This window comes from Enterobacter sp. RIT418 (assembly GCF_003057745.1).
Classification (GTDB): domain Bacteria; phylum Pseudomonadota; class Gammaproteobacteria; order Enterobacterales; family Enterobacteriaceae; genus Enterobacter.
The window spans coordinates 134,966-149,401 of the sequence record NZ_QBJD02000011.1 but is presented as its reverse complement, the minus strand read 5'-3'; the positions used below and the strand labels follow the sequence as shown (position 1 = coordinate 149,401).

The window sequence follows — 14,436 nt, the reverse complement described above, 5'->3', positions numbered from 1 at the left end:
CTTAATAAATGATTGCCATAATATAAGGTTAAGAGGAAATATGAAAAGTAAAATTCTTGTTCTTTGTTTTTTGGTTTCCCCGGTGCTCACCGGATGTCCTGCTAACACATTAAACCCTCCACCTCCTTTGTATTTTAATCATTTCGATGCGTTTCAGGCAGAACTCGCGGCCAGAAGTGCTCAAAAAATCGGTTCTGCGGATGACTTTAAGATTATTGTTACGCAAGTAGCCTATCCCATTGGAACATTAATGCGTGCAGGCAGTACTATTCCAATCGACTATTCCGCCTGTATACCAGCAACGGCTCCTGTTGCTTATGATGCACCAAATTTATTTCCAGCTTACACGCTATCTAAAGCCTTAGCTGTTGATTTAGGCCTGGATAACGACGTGATAAAAAAACTTGCAGATTTTGGTGTAAATGTTTCCGCCTCAGATAAAATTCAATTCTCTGTCAAAGGATCAAGCGTTCAAACATTGGCCGACACCGATCTTAATAAAACGCTTCGCAATCCAGGATGCAGAGAAATAATTAAAGGTAATACGGCATGGTTGGTACGAGGGTATATTGAGGGACAACGAGATTTTAGCCTGGAAAAAAACGGCAGGGTAACCATCGATGGCAATATCCAAAAAATTGCATCGTTTAATGTTAATGGTGGAAAGGAGAGCGGATTAAGTCTTGTTGATGATAAATCAGTGGGTTTTCTTCAAATTATTTCACAAGTTAGCACCGTTTCGGATAGTACTTCTCCAGTGTTTGAAAAACCAACGGCACAAAACATTCCGGGAAGGACATATATTCAGCAAGACAGACAGGATACGTCAGAATCCGGCCTGGAAATTTCAAAGGCGTTGAAACTAAAGCAGTTTAGGGTAATGGGCGTAGAGAAGCTTGCTACCTCTGAAATGCCTGACACTGCTCAGGTTCGTTTCTTTAACGATCAAGATAAGCAGGCTGCTGAAGAGGCGCTGGCTGAGTTGCGGCAACTTTATCCTGGCGCAACGTTGAAAAGAGTCGGTCTACCCGCGGCCTCAGGCCACCTTGAAATATGGTTACCTAAGGTCCGATAGAACTTTAAAAATTTAACGCTTGTGTGAAAGACTTCTCACAAGCGTTTCTTCGTTTTCTCTGTCTGCCCCACTTGCTTTGAGAAGTGAAGCAGCCAATTGCCAGGCATGACTGATGCGCGATCCTTGCGTTGTAAGGTAAAATAGATATCTTGCGCAGCGTATATAGCTGCGGGGCTAAGGCTGATTTGCCATACGCCCTTTTTTAATATTGTCCCTTGGTTTGCATGCTGTTGTATTTTATCTAAAAAAGGATTGCGTATGTCCTCTGCTCATCTCGGTTTCCCAACGGAAACCGTTGTTGTCTTTGTGGTGATGGCCGTGGGGGCGATGTTTATCGACCTCTTCATGCACCGCCACGATAAGCCTATCTCGCTGAAAAGCGCCGCGATGTGGTCTCTTTTCTGGGTCATGATGGCGATGGTCTTTGCCGGGTTCTTGTATGTTCACCACGGCGCGGAGATGGCGAGCCTGTTCCTGACGGGGTATGCGCTGGAAGAGGTGCTCTCCGTCGATAACCTGTTTGTGATGATGGCCATTTTCGCCTGGTTCGGCGTGCCGGATAAATATCGTCACCGCGTGCTCTACTGGGGCGTGCTGGGGGCGATTGTTTTCCGCGGTATCTTTGTTGCCATCGGCACCAGCCTGCTGAGCCTTGGGCCGTACGTTGAGGTGATCTTTGCGCTGGTGGTGGGCTGGACGGCGGTCATGATGCTCAGGCGTAACGAAGAGAGCGATGAGGTTGAAGATTACTCCGGTCACCCTGCCTATCGTCTGGTGAAGCGGTTCTATCCCGTCTGGCCGAAAATCAGCAGCAATAAGTTTCTTCTGACCCAGCAAGAGGTGGATGCGGAGCTGGAAAAGCCGGAAAACCAGGACGTAACGGTTGGGCGCGTGAAGAAAGCGAAGCGTTACGCCACGCCGCTGCTGCTGTGCGTGGCGGTGGTCGAGCTGTCCGACGTGATGTTTGCGTTTGATTCGGTACCGGCGATTATTGCCGTCAGCCGCGAGCCGCTGATTATCTATAGCGCCATGATGTTCGCGATCCTCGGCCTGCGTACGCTCTACTTCGTTCTGGAGGCGCTAAAGCAGTACCTGGTGCATCTGGAGAAGGCCGTTGTGCTGCTGCTGTTCTTCGTGGCGTTTAAGCTGGGGCTGAATGCCACCGATCACTTCTGGCACCACGGTTACAGCATCGGTGCCACGGCGAGCCTGTTTGTCGTGCTGGGCGTGCTGGCGCTGGGAATTGTCGCCAGCGTCATGTTCCCGGGAAAACGTGAAGCCTGATATCGCTTTTCACCCTCTCCCTTAAGGGAGAGGGCTGGGTGAGGGCACCAGAATGCATTATCGCTTGATCGGCGAATTGCGGCGCTTGCGTGGATGATGGAAATGCCGCCAGTGCGGGTCCTGCGCGGCCGCCAGCAGCTCGTGGTCGCCGCGCGTGTCGCCCCAGGCGCGCAGGTGATAGGCGCTCAGGTCGCCATAGACTTTTTCCAGCCTTGCCACTTTCTGCGCGCAGCGGCAGTTGTTGCCGGTCATTCGCCCCGTCAGCTTGCCGTCTTTCACTTCCAGCTGAGTGCCAATCAGCTTAATGCCAAGCTTGTCGGCCCACGGCTGCAGCACTAGCGCCGGTGACGCAGAACAGATGGTCACCTCCGCACCGGAATTAACCTCTGCTGCAACCGCCAGAACGCCCGCCGGGCGCATCAGCTTATTCCAGTATTTTTCACAAAAGGCTTCCGCCTGCTGGCGCAGCCAGTGCTCGTCCACGCCCGTCAGGAACGTTTTAATTAAGACTTCTTTCAGCTCGTCGCGCGTCAGCTTGCGGCGAACACAGTGCAGCGTAGGCAGCGCCATGCGCACCAGCCGTCCCGCGAAGTACCGTTTACCAAAGGCAAAACGCAGGAAAGGAATGAAGCTGTCGTGGTGGGTCAAGGTTCCGTCAAAGTCGAAGACGGAAAGTACCTTAGACCGGGCCACCGTTTCGTCGGCAATCATATTTGTCATAAATAAGTCTTAGCTGAAATACATATCCTGCCCATTAGTTTACCCGTTTTAGCCCAACAGTCCTTGTTCCGCGCGTCATTTTTTTGTGGGCGCTGCCCAGGTCCGAAAGTGGACTCGATATAAGTTGGTTGAAAAGTGAGCTGTCTATATTATCACCACATCGCACGATATTTCAGGAGGCCCTTGGTCTCCACAGGTAAGGAAAACATCACTCACTGCTGCTTCTTGTTATGACGTTCAAAAAGTTAATTTCAATACTCTCTTTAAGTTTTGCCTCATTCTCTGCGTTTAGCTTTCAGATACCCGCGTCAATGCTCTCGGCGCAAAGCGACTTTGCAATGTCCCCCGCGCGGGCATCGCTGGTCCACCCGGAAACGGGGCCGCTGCGCTCACGCATTATGGATCAATATCAGAAGTGGAAAGGAACCCACTACCAGTGGGGCGGCACCACGCATCGCGGCGTGGATTGCTCCGCGCTGATGCAGCACCTGTTCAGCGACGCGGCGCATCTCAGCCTGCCGCGCACTACCGGTGAGCAGATCCAGCGCGGCGTGCAGGTGGCGCAGTACCGCCTGAAGGCCGGAGACCTGGTGTTCTTCCAGACCGGCCCGCACCGTCGGCACGTGGGGGTTTACATCGGCGACAGCCAGTTCATTCATGCGTCGAGCAGCCAGGGCGTAACGGTTTCAGCCTTGACGGATAACTACTGGCAGGCGCATTTCATCACCGCCCGCCGTGTGGCGGGCAGTGCGGCCTGACGCATCAGATAATGTCATCCACGACGCCACCGTCGACGCGCAGCGCCGCGCCCGAGGTGGCGGAGGCCTGAGTCGAGCAAACGTACACCACCATGTTGGCAACCTCTTCAACCGTTGCCGCCCGCTGGATCACCGAGCTGGGGCGGTTCGCCATCACGAACTCTTTCGCCAGCTCCTCCAGCGATTTGCCGGTTTTTTCAACTTCGTCTTTCATCATCTCGGCAAAGCCGTCGGACATCGTCGGACCGGGCAGCACGCTGTTCACCGTAACGCCGCTGCCCGCCGCGAACTTCGCCAGCCCGCGCGCCAGCGAAAGCTGCGCCGTTTTGGTTACGCCGTAGTGGATCATGTCCGCCGGAATGTTGCAGGCCGATTCGGACGAGATAAACACCACGCGGCCCCAGCCCTTTTGCACCATGCCCGGCAGCAGGGCGCGGGAGAGGCGCACGCCGGACATGACGTTGGTTTGCCAGTAGCGGTCCCAGGTCTCGTCGTCGGTGGCGTAGAAATCCTGCGGCCCGTAAATCCCGGCGTTGTTCACCAGGATATCGACGTTCGACGCTACCTTCAGCAGCGCCTCCACCCCTTCCGGCGAGCTGAGATCGGCAATGGTCGCCCGCGCCTGAACACCCGGCACAGCTTCCTGCAGCTGCTGAATACCGCGATTCACCGAGTCGGCGCTGCGGCCGTTAATAATCACTTCCGCGCCGCTCTCGGCCAGCCCTCTGGCAATGGCCAGCCCGATGCCGCCGGTTGACGCGGTCACCAGCGCCACTTTCCCCGTAAGGTCAATCTTCATCGTCTGCTCCTTGTCGTTTTCACCTTCAGACCCTAAAGCGTAGCAGCTGACGGTGACTCGTCCTGGCGAAACAGGTGCAGCAGCGTTTCCACCTGCTCGTCGAGCGGGGTGAGCGCGCGCTTCACGATCAGGTGCAGCGGCGTGGCGCGACGCACGCCGTGGCTCAGCGGCAGCGTTTTCAGCACGCCCTGTTCCAGCAGCCTCTGGATGCGCTCCTCCGGCAGCCAGCCGTAACCCACCTGCGAAATCACCGCTTCGATGGCGGCATCAATGGTGGAGAAGGTCCACGCCTCCGCGCCGGGATGGGCGCTGGTGTGGCTATCCGCGATCTGAATCAGCGGCCACGGGCGAAGCAGATCGTCGTTAAGCGGCGCGTCGAGGGCGAAGAGGGGATGATCGCGATGGGCGACGGCGACAAAATCAACGTTCATCAGCCATTCGCCCAGCCCGGTAATGTCCTGGCGGCGGGTGAGGACCATCACGTCAGCTTCGCTGCTGGCCGCGTCGACGCTGGCGTTTTCCAGCACCTCGGTCAGCCGCACCTGCGTTTGCGGATACTGCTGCTGAAACTGGCGCAAAATCGCAAACAGTCGGCGGCGCGGAAAAATACTGTCTACCATAAGATCGATGCGCGTTCGAACGCCGCTGCGTAATGTCGCGGCGCGCGTCTCAACGTAGCTGAAGGCTTTCAGGAGCGGTTTGACCTGGTTCAGCAGCAGCTCTCCCGCGGGCGTCAGCACGGCCCGCCTCCCTTCCGCCGCCAGCAGCGCCACGCCCAGGCGCTCCTGCAGCAGCGAGAGGTTATAGCTCACGGAAGACTGGCTGCGGTTGGTCAGCTCCGCCGCTTTGGCGAAGCTCCCGGCCTCGACCACCTTTTCCAGCAAGGACCATTGTTCGAGCGTTGTTTTGTGCATGATTCATCTAAATTTTGAATTAATTTGATTCAAACATAGCGTTATTCATTCGATTTTTGAAGGGGTACGATACGTTCATCAAAACAAAGGAGAGACATCATGAGCAACTTCGACAAACATGACTTAAGCGGCTTCGTCGGCAAACACCTCGTTTATACCTACGATAACGGCTGGAACTACGAGATTTACGTTAAAAATGAAAACACCCTCGACTACCGCATCCACAGCGGGCTGGTAGGCAACCGCTGGGTTAAAGATCAGCAGGCGTACATCGTTCGCGTTGGGGAGAGCATCTACAAAATCTCCTGGACAGAACCGACCGGCACCGACGTCAGCCTGATTGCCAACCTGGGCGACAACCTGTTTCACGGCACCATCTTCTTCCCGCGCTGGGTAATGAATAATCCGGAAAAAACCGTCTGCTTCCAGAACGATCACATCCCGCAGATGAATGCATACCGCGATGCGGGCCCAACCTATCCAACGGAAGTGATTGATGAATTTGCGACCATCACCTTCGTTCGCGACTGCGGCGCCAACGATGACACCGTCATCGCCTGTGCGGCCAGCGAGCTGCCGGAAAACTTCCCGGAAAATTTAAAATAAGCGCGACACTTAACTAAAAAGAAAAGTTCCCGATATATTTCGTTTCCTCGTGAAATATATTGGGAATTTTTTATCCGTTGACGTTTGGTTTAAATATCAAAAAACGATTCATACACAATGTCACAAATTTAAAAATTCATAAATGACTAACCTGTTGTTAATAAAGAGATAATTTTTCTTTAATTCCCTTTTATCCCCTTCCTTAATTTTCTCCTAAGAAATGAACGCTACCTTGAGATGAGTTTATGGTTCGTTGAAATAAACGATCCGGCATTTCGCTATTATCCAGAAAAGATGCTTTTGTTATCTCAAGGAAATTAATGATGAGTGATTTTCTGCCTTTTTCCCGTCCCTCAATGGGCAGTGAGGAATTAGCCGCGCTGCAGGAGGTAATTGCGTCCGGCTGGATCACGACGGGGCCGAAGAATCAGGCGCTTGAAGAGGCATTTTGTACGCTAACGGGAAATCGTCACGCCGTTGCCGTGAGCTCCGCCACGGCGGGGATGCACGTCACGCTGATGGCGATGGGGATCGGCCCGGGCGATGAAGTGATTACGCCTTCCCTGACCTGGGTTTCCACGCTGAATATGATCGTCCTGCTGGGCGCCGCGCCGGTGATGATCGACGTGGATCGCGATACGCTGATGGTCACGCCGGAGGCAGTCGAAGCGGCCATTACCCCAAAAACCAAAGCCATTATCCCCGTTCACTATGCCGGCGCGCCCTGCGATATTGACGCGATCCGCGCGATCGGCGAGCGCCACGGTGTTCCCGTTATCGAAGACGCAGCCCATGCCGCAGGCACCTACTACAACGATCGCCACGTCGGCTGGCGGGGCACCGCGATCTTCTCCTTCCACGCCATCAAAAACATGACCTGCGCCGAAGGCGGGCTGGTGGTGACGGATGACGAACAGCTGGCGCAGCGCATCCGCAGCCTGAAGTTCCACGGCTTAGGCGTAGACGCCTACGATCGCCAGACGCACGGCCGCGCGCCGCAGGCGGAGGTAATCTCTCCCGGCTTCAAATACAACCTGGCCGATATCAACGCCGCGCTGGCGCTGGTGCAGCTGGGCAAGCTCGGTGAGGCCAACAGGCGCCGTCGCGACATCGCCGATCGCTACCTGCTCGAACTCTCCGATACGCCGTTCCAGCCGCTGCGCATTCCGGCCTGGCCGCACCAGCATGCCTGGCACCTGTTTATTATCCGCGTGGATGAAGCCCGCTGTGGGATATCCCGCGATGGCCTGATGGCCGCGCTGAAGGAGAAGGGCATCGGCACCGGCCTGCACTTCCGCGCGGCCCACACGCAAAAATACTATCGCGAACGCTTCCCGGACGTCTTTCTGCCGAACACCGAATGGAACAGCGAGCGCATTTGTTCTCTCCCTCTTTTCCCGGATATGACCCATGACGACACAACCCGCGTCATTACCGCGCTCCATCAGCTTGCAGGACATTGATATGTTTAGCGCGCCGCCCGTAAAAAAAGTGTCCGTGGTGATCCCGGTATATAACGAGCAGGAAAGCCTGCCCGAACTGATCCGCCGCACCACCGCCGCCTGCGAAACCCTAAACAAAGAGTACGAAATCCTGCTGGTGGACGACGGCAGCAGCGACGCGTCCGCGATGATGCTGACCGAAGCCGCAGAGGCCGACGGCAGCCATATCGTCGCCGTGCTGCTTAACCGCAACTACGGCCAGCATTCGGCGATTATGGCCGGGTTCAGCCACGTCACGGGCGATCTGATCATTACGCTGGACGCCGATCTGCAAAACCCGCCGGAGGAGATCCCGCGCCTGGTGGCTAAAGCCGACGAAGGTTACGACGTGGTGGGCACGGTGAGGCAGAACCGCCAGGACAGCCTGTTCCGCAAGATGGCGTCACGCACCATCAACCGCCTCATCCAGCGCACAACGGGCAAGGCGATGGGCGACTACGGCTGCATGCTGCGCGCCTACCGCCGCCACATTATTGACGCCATGCTGCACTGCCACGAGCGCAGCACCTTTATTCCGATTCTGGCAAATACCTTCGCCCGTAAGGCGACCGAGATCCCCGTCCTCCACGCCGAGCGCGAGCACGGGGAGTCGAAGTACAGCTTTATGCGCCTGATCAACCTGATGTACGACCTCATCACCTGCCTGACCACCACGCCGCTGCGCCTGCTGAGCGTCTTCGGCAGCGTTATCGCGCTGGCCGGGTTTGCGCTCTCCGTTCTGCTGGTCGCGCTGCGGCTGATCTACGGCCCGCAGTGGGCGGCGGAAGGGGTCTTTATGCTGTTTGCCGTGCTGTTTATGTTCATTGGCGCCCAGTTTGTTGGCATGGGCCTGCTCGGTGAATACATAGGCCGTATCTATAACGATGTTCGCGCGCGTCCGCGCTACTTTATCCAACGTGTTGTCCGTCAGGAACACAAAGCGTCTCAAGAGGAAATTCACCCATGAAAGCCGTTGTTTTTGCCTATCACGATATGGGGTGCGCGGGCACGCTGGCCCTGCTGGAAGCGGGCTATGAAATTGCCGCTATCTTTACCCATCCTGATGCTGCCGGAGAGAACACCTTCTTCGGCTCCGTGGCGCGCATTGCGGCTGAACGCGGCATTCCGGTTTATGCGCCGGAAGATGTAAACCACCCGCTGTGGGTTGACCGCATTCAGACCCTTTCGCCGGACGTGATTTTCTCGTTCTACTATCGCAACCTCCTGAGCGACGCGATTTTAAGCCTGGCGCCAAAAGGGGCGTTTAACCTGCACGGCTCCCTGCTGCCCGCCTACCGTGGCCGCGCGCCGCTGAACTGGGCGCTGGTCAATGGTGAAACCGAAACCGGCGTAACCCTGCACCGCATGGTTCGCCGCGCCGACGCGGGCGCTATCGTTGCGCAGCAAAGCGTGGCTATCGACGAAGACGAAACCGCGCTCCAGCTTCATCACAGGCTGTGCGAAACGGCGAAAACCCTGCTGCGCGACGCGCTGCCGTCCATCCTTCAGGGGACGTATAGCGAAACCGCGCAGGACGAGAGCAAGGCGAGCTGCTTTGGCCGCCGCAACCCGGAGGACGGCCGCCTGGACTGGACCAAACCCGCGCGCCAGCTGCATAACCTGGTGCGCGCGGTGACCGATCCGTGGCCGGGGGCGTACAGCTTTGCCGGGGTCAGCAAGTTTATCGTCTGGAAATCCCGCGTGCGTGACGACATCCCTGCCGCTAAGCCAGGCACCGTCGTCTCCGTTTCGCCGCTGATTGTCAGCTGCGGCGAGCAGGCGCTGGAGATCGTCACCGGACAAACCGACAACGGCCTGTACGTTCAGGGAACCCAGCTGGCGCAGTCTCTCGGTCTGGTCGCTGGGGCGCTGATCACCAGCGCGCCGGTGGTTGCCATCAAACGCCGCACCCGCGTGCTGATCCTCGGCGTGAACGGTTTTATCGGTAACCACCTGACCGAACGCCTGCTCAAGGACGATAACTACGAAATCTATGGCCTGGATATTGGCGCGGATGCCATCAGCCGTTTCCTCGACAACCCGCGTTTCCACTTTGTGGAAGGGGATATCAGCATCCACTCCGAGTGGATCGAATACCACATTAAAAAATGCGACGTGGTGCTGCCGCTGGTGGCGATCGCGACGCCGATTGAGTACACCCGCAACCCGCTGCGCGTGTTCGAGCTGGACTTCGAAGAGAACCTGAAAATCATCCGCGACTGCGTGAAGTACGACAAGCGCATCATCTTCCCGTCCACCTCTGAGGTGTACGGCATGTGTACCGACAAAAACTTCGACGAAGACACCTCCAACCTGGTGGTGGGGCCGATCAACAAGCAGCGCTGGATTTACTCCGTCTCTAAACAGCTGCTGGACCGCGTGATCTGGGCCTACGGCGAAAAAGAGGGGCTGCGCTTTACCCTGTTCCGTCCGTTTAACTGGATGGGGCCGCGCCTGGACAACCTGAACGCGGCGCGCATCGGCAGCTCCCGCGCCATCACCCAGCTGATCCTCAACCTGGTGGAAGGCTCGCCAATCAAGCTGATTGAAGGCGGCAAGCAGAAGCGCTGCTTCACCGATATCAGCGACGGTATCGAAGCGCTGTTCCGCATCATCGAAAACAAAGATAACCGCTGCAACGGTCAAATCATTAACATCGGTAACCCGGACAACGAAGCGAGCATTCGCGAACTGGCAGAGATGCTGCTGGCCAGCTTTGAACGCCACCCGCTGCGCGACCGCTTCCCGCCGTTTGCCGGCTTCCGCGAAGTGGAAAGCAGCAGCTATTACGGCAAAGGCTATCAGGACGTTGAGCACCGCAAGCCGAGCATTCGCAACGCGAAGCGCTGCCTGAACTGGACGCCGACCGTGAAGATGGAGCAGACCATTGACGAAACGCTCGACTTCTTCCTGCGCACCGTGGAGCTAACGGAACAGGCGTCATGAAAAAAGTCGGTTTACGCATTGATGTCGATACCTTTCGCGGCACGCGCGACGGCGTACCGCGGCTGCTGGAACTGATGAGCAAGCACGACGTTCGCGCGAGCCTCTTTTTCAGCGTGGGGCCAGACAACATGGGACGTCACCTGTGGCGTCTGGTTAAACCGGCATTTCTGTTCAAAATGCTGCGCTCGCGCGCGGCATCCCTTTACGGCTGGGATATCCTGCTGGCGGGTACCGCATGGCCCGGCAGGCGCATCGGTGCGGGTAATGAAGCGATTATCCGCGAGGCGGCGCGCCTGCACGAGGTGGGCCTGCACGCCTGGGATCACCACGCCTGGCAGGCGTGGGCGGGCGTGTGGGATATTCAGCGCATGAAGCGTGAAATTGAGCGCGGCGTGCTGGAGCTGGAGGCCATTACCGGCCAGCAGGTACGCTGCTCGGCCGTGGCGGGCTGGCGGGCGGATCAGCGCGTGGTGAAAGCCAAAGAACCTTTCGCGTTCCGCTACAACAGCGACTGCCGCGGCACCGGGCCGTTTTTACCGCAGCTGGGTGAGAACCGGTTTGGCACCGTGCAAATTCCGGTTACGCTTCCCACGTGGGATGAAGTCGTCGGGCGCGAAGTCAGCGCCGACGGGTTCAATCGCTATATCCTGGACCACATGCACCGAGATACCGGCACGCCGGTGTATACCATCCACGCGGAAGTGGAGGGGATCGCGTATCAGCACGATTTCGACGCGCTGCTGGCGATGGCGAAGCAGGAGGGCATCGCGTTTTGCCCGCTCAGCGAGCTGCTGCCGGACGATCTCTCAACGCTGCCGCCGGGCAAAATCGTACGCAATGAAATGGCCGGCCGGGAAGGCTGGCTTGGCTATCAACACACCGTGAGTCCCGCATCATGAAAACAGCCCGTTACGGCTTAGCGCTTCTCGCACTGTTTATCGTTTACTATCTTATTCCGGTCGATCTTCGCCTGCTGTGGCAGCCTGATGAAACGCGCTACGCGGAGATCAGCCGCGAAATGCTGGCCTCGGGCGACTGGGTGGTGCCGCACTTCCTGGGGCTGCGCTATTTCGAAAAGCCGATAGCCGGGTACTGGGTTAACAGCATCGGACAGCTGCTGTTCGGCCACACCAACTTTGCCGTGCGCGCCGGGGCGATATTCTCCACCGGGTTCGCCGCGCTGCTGGTGATCTGGCTGGCGTGGCGCCTCTGGCAGGACAAGCGCATCGCGCTGCTCGCCGGCATCATCTTTACGACGTTGTTCCTGGTTTACGGTATCGGTACCTATGCGGTGCTGGATCCCATCATCACCCTCTGGCTGGTGGCGGCGATGTGCAGCTTCTGGCTGGCCGCGCAGGCGCAAACCGTCATGGGAAAAGTCGGTGGTTATCTTCTGCTCGGGCTCGCCTGCGGCATGGGGGTGATGACCAAAGGCTTCCTGGCGCTGGCGGTGCCGGTGATTGGCGTTCTGCCGTGGGTGATTGTGCATAAGCGCTGGAAAGAGGTGTTGCTCTACGGCTGGCTGGCGGTTCTGAGCTGCGTGCTGATCGTGCTGCCCTGGGGGCTGGCGATTGCCCAGCGCGAGCCTGACTTCTGGCGCTACTTCTTCTGGGTGGAGCATATTCAGCGCTTCGCGCAGAGCGACGCCCAGCACAAGGCGCCGTTCTGGTATTACCTGCCGTTCCTGATTGCCGGAAGCCTGCCGTGGCTGGCGCTGCTGCCGGGCGCGCTGCGTCTGGGCTGGCGCGACAGGCAGGGTGACGGCAGCGGCTGGTATCTGCTGGGCTGGGTGGTCATGCCGCTGCTGTTCTTCAGCATCGCCAAAGGCAAGCTGCCGACCTACATTCTGCCGTGCTTCGCCCCGCTGGCGATCCTGATGGCGCGCTACGCCTGCACCATTGCCGAGAAGGGCGTGAAGGTGCTGCGTATTAACGCGTGGATTAACCTGGGCTTTGGTGCGCTCGGCGTAGTGGCGGCGCTGGTCGTTTCTCCATGGGGGTTGACGAAGCATCCGGTCTGGACCTCCGTCGAGCTGTATAAAGTCTTCTGTGCCGTGGTGGCGTTCCTTGTCTGGGCGATAGTGGGCTGGTTTACGCTTCATCGGAGCCCGCAGCGCTGGTGGCTGGCCGCGCTCTGCCCGGCGGGGCTGGCGCTATTGATTGGCTTCGCCATTCCTAACCGCGTGGTGGATTCAAAGCAGCCGCAGTCGCTGGTCGATACCGTGCGCGTTCCGCTGGAGGAGAGCAAATTCGTGCTGGCTAACAGCGTGGGCGTGGCGGCGGGGCTGGCGTGGGAGCTGAACCGCAGCGACATTATTCTCTACGGCCAGGGCGGCGAGCTGAAGTACGGCCTGAACTACCCGGATGCACAGGGGCGGTTTGTGAGTCAGGATGATTTGGCACAGTGGCTGGAGGTGCATCGCCAGCAGGGCCGCGTTTCTCTGGTGATCCTGCTGTCGAAAAACGACGACCTCAAGCAGGCGAAGCTGCCAAAACCGGACAACCTGTACGTTCAGGGGCGTCTGGCCTACCTGCAGTACTTGCCGCAATGATGGTCTGGGTCGGGCTGATACTGTCCAGCCTGCTGAGCTGCGCAGGACAGCTGTGTCAGAAGCAGGCGACCCGTCCGGCGAAAGCCGGGCGGCGCGGCAGGCATCTTATGCTCTGGCTCGGCCTGGCGCTGCTGGCGCTTGGCAGCGGAATGCTGGTCTGGCTGGTCGTGTTACAGCACCTGCCGGTCGGCATCGCTTACCCGATGCTGAGCCTGAATTTCGTCTGGGTAACGCTGGCGGCGAAAGCGGTCTGGCATGAGAACGTCGCGCCGCGCCACTGGCTCGGCGTGGGCTTAATTATCATTGGCATTATTCTGCTGGGAGGAAGCCTGTGAAAGGGGCGTTTTGGGCCTTATGCAGCGTGGCGTTGGTCAGCGCGGCGCAGCTGCTGCTGCGGCACGCGATGGTGCTGTTGCCGCCCGTCAGCGACGTCACCGCGTTTGCTGCTGCGCTGTGGCATACCGCTCCCGGCACCGGCTCGCTGGCGCTCGGCCTCGCGGGGTATGTGGCGTCGATGGGCTGTTGGTATCTGGCGCTGCAGCGAATGGCGCTTAGCAAAGCTTACGCCCTGCTGAGCCTGAGCTATATCCTGGTCTGGGCCGCGGCGATCGCGCTGCCAGGCTGGGAAGAGCACTTCTCCTGGCGCGGGCTGGCGGGCGTTGGATGTATTATTCTGGGCGTGCTGACTATTTTCCGGCCAGCGCGCCGTCGACCGAGCGGATCAGCGTCGTCGTAAGCGCGAAGGGCGTAGCGGTACAGACGGCAAGGCTCAGGGCGTCAATCTGGCAGTGGCTGACCGAGTGTAACCCGGCGGCGCTGTCGATGCTGACCATCTGCCAGGGGTGGCCGTCACGCTGCTTGATGATGGCCCCTTTGCGCGTCCAGATGCGCCAGAACGCGGCCAGCTGGCGCTCGGCTGCTTCCTGCTCTAGCTCATCGTGTTCGGCATTGCTGAAGACCGCGTTGGCAAGCGTGCGCCAGTTATCCTGCGCACGAATATGTTCGAGCGAACAGCCCACTTCACCTTCATCGCTGACGATCAGCGCGATATCGTCCTCGCAGTGGCTAACGCTAAACCACAGCGGAAAACCGTTCGCAAAGCCCGGTTTCCCCTGCTCGCTGTAGACAATTTCCGGCAGCGGCTGAGGATCGAACAGGCGCGAAAGTAGCCCTCGTCCGGCCAGCCAGCGGGCGCGCCGTGCGTCTTGCGGTGCATGTCTGGCCAGCGCTTCAGCCCAATTATCGTTGCTTAGCGTGGAGATTTTTCCCAGAAAAACCTGGTACATATAACGTCTGGCCTTC

At 58.1% G+C, this 14,436-nt stretch carries 15 protein-coding genes; 11 read left to right on the top strand and 4 right to left on the bottom strand.

Going from position 1 to position 14,436, the window contains the following annotated elements:
* On the top strand, positions 1-1,075 hold a 1,075-nt coding region (locus DBY73_RS14775), incomplete at its 5' end, for a hypothetical protein (protein ID WP_220092929.1).
* Positions 1,076-1,333: 258 nt separating this feature from the next.
* On the top strand, positions 1,334-2,359 hold the full coding sequence (locus DBY73_RS14770; RefSeq protein ID WP_112011851.1) for a TerC/Alx family metal homeostasis membrane protein: 1,026 nt from the start codon (positions 1,334-1,336) through the stop codon (positions 2,357-2,359).
* A 57-nt stretch (positions 2,360-2,416) separates the two neighbouring features.
* On the opposite strand, the gene DBY73_RS14765 is transcribed toward DBY73_RS14770, so the two are convergent.
* The gene (locus tag DBY73_RS14765; RefSeq protein WP_112011850.1) at positions 2,417-3,079 is read right to left on the bottom strand and encodes an HAD family hydrolase; all 663 of its coding nucleotides are present in this window, start codon (positions 3,077-3,079) and stop codon (positions 2,417-2,419) included.
* A gap of 311 nt (positions 3,080-3,390) precedes the next feature.
* Between DBY73_RS14765 and DBY73_RS14760 the strand changes: the two genes are divergently transcribed.
* Positions 3,391-3,837, top strand: a complete 447-nt coding sequence (locus DBY73_RS14760; RefSeq protein WP_258458740.1) for an NlpC/P60 family protein — start codon at positions 3,391-3,393, stop codon at positions 3,835-3,837.
* A gap of 4 nt (positions 3,838-3,841) precedes the next feature.
* On the opposite strand, the gene DBY73_RS14755 is transcribed toward DBY73_RS14760, so the two are convergent.
* Positions 3,842-4,636, bottom strand: a complete 795-nt coding sequence (locus DBY73_RS14755) for an SDR family oxidoreductase (protein ID WP_112011848.1) — start codon at positions 4,634-4,636, stop codon at positions 3,842-3,844.
* A gap of 32 nt (positions 4,637-4,668) precedes the next feature.
* Positions 4,669-5,550 (bottom strand): LysR family transcriptional regulator, encoded by an 882-nt coding sequence (locus tag DBY73_RS14750; protein WP_112011847.1) that lies wholly within the window; start codon positions 5,548-5,550, stop codon positions 4,669-4,671.
* Positions 5,551-5,649: 99 nt separating this feature from the next.
* Between DBY73_RS14750 and DBY73_RS14745 the strand changes: the two genes are divergently transcribed.
* The 8 genes from DBY73_RS14745 (at position 5,650) to arnF (ending at position 13,870) form a co-directional block, all read left to right on the top strand.
* Complete coding sequence (locus tag DBY73_RS14745) at positions 5,650-6,156, top strand: phenolic acid decarboxylase (RefSeq protein WP_112011846.1); 507 nt, start codon at positions 5,650-5,652, stop codon at positions 6,154-6,156.
* A gap of 323 nt (positions 6,157-6,479) precedes the next feature.
* Positions 6,480-7,619, top strand: coding sequence for a UDP-4-amino-4-deoxy-L-arabinose aminotransferase (gene arnB, locus DBY73_RS14740; RefSeq protein ID WP_112011845.1), 1,140 nt, complete (start codon positions 6,480-6,482; stop codon positions 7,617-7,619).
* Position 7,620: 1 nt separating this feature from the next.
* Positions 7,621-8,604 (top strand): undecaprenyl-phosphate 4-deoxy-4-formamido-L-arabinose transferase, encoded by a 984-nt coding sequence (arnC, locus tag DBY73_RS14735; RefSeq protein WP_112011844.1) that lies wholly within the window; start codon positions 7,621-7,623, stop codon positions 8,602-8,604.
* A complete protein-coding gene (gene arnA / locus DBY73_RS14730) occupies positions 8,601-10,583 on the top strand; it encodes a bifunctional UDP-4-amino-4-deoxy-L-arabinose formyltransferase/UDP-glucuronic acid oxidase ArnA (protein WP_112011843.1) in 1,983 nt (660 codons plus the stop codon). The genes arnC and arnA overlap by 4 nt, the downstream gene beginning before the upstream one ends.
* Positions 10,580-11,482, top strand: coding sequence for a 4-deoxy-4-formamido-L-arabinose-phosphoundecaprenol deformylase (arnD, locus tag DBY73_RS14725; RefSeq protein ID WP_112011842.1), 903 nt, complete (start codon positions 10,580-10,582; stop codon positions 11,480-11,482). Before arnA ends, arnD begins: the two co-directional genes overlap by 4 nt.
* The gene (gene arnT / locus DBY73_RS14720; protein ID WP_112011841.1) at positions 11,479-13,134 is read left to right on the top strand and encodes a lipid IV(A) 4-amino-4-deoxy-L-arabinosyltransferase; all 1,656 of its coding nucleotides are present in this window, start codon (positions 11,479-11,481) and stop codon (positions 13,132-13,134) included. Before arnD ends, arnT begins: the two co-directional genes overlap by 4 nt.
* Positions 13,131-13,469 carry a 4-amino-4-deoxy-L-arabinose-phosphoundecaprenol flippase subunit ArnE gene (gene arnE, locus DBY73_RS14715; RefSeq protein ID WP_112011840.1) on the top strand — a complete coding sequence of 113 codons (339 nt, stop codon included), beginning with the start codon at positions 13,131-13,133 and terminating at the stop codon, positions 13,467-13,469. The genes arnT and arnE overlap by 4 nt, the downstream gene beginning before the upstream one ends.
* A complete protein-coding gene (gene arnF / locus DBY73_RS14710) occupies positions 13,466-13,870 on the top strand; it encodes a 4-amino-4-deoxy-L-arabinose-phosphoundecaprenol flippase subunit ArnF (protein ID WP_112011839.1) in 405 nt (134 codons plus the stop codon). Before arnE ends, arnF begins: the two co-directional genes overlap by 4 nt.
* Here the strand turns inward: arnF and acpT are convergent.
* Positions 13,821-14,420, bottom strand: a complete 600-nt coding sequence (gene acpT, locus DBY73_RS14705; protein ID WP_112011838.1) for a 4'-phosphopantetheinyl transferase AcpT — start codon at positions 14,418-14,420, stop codon at positions 13,821-13,823. The two genes, arnF and acpT, sit on opposite strands and share 50 nt — an antisense overlap.
* Positions 14,421-14,436 lie beyond the last annotated feature (16 nt).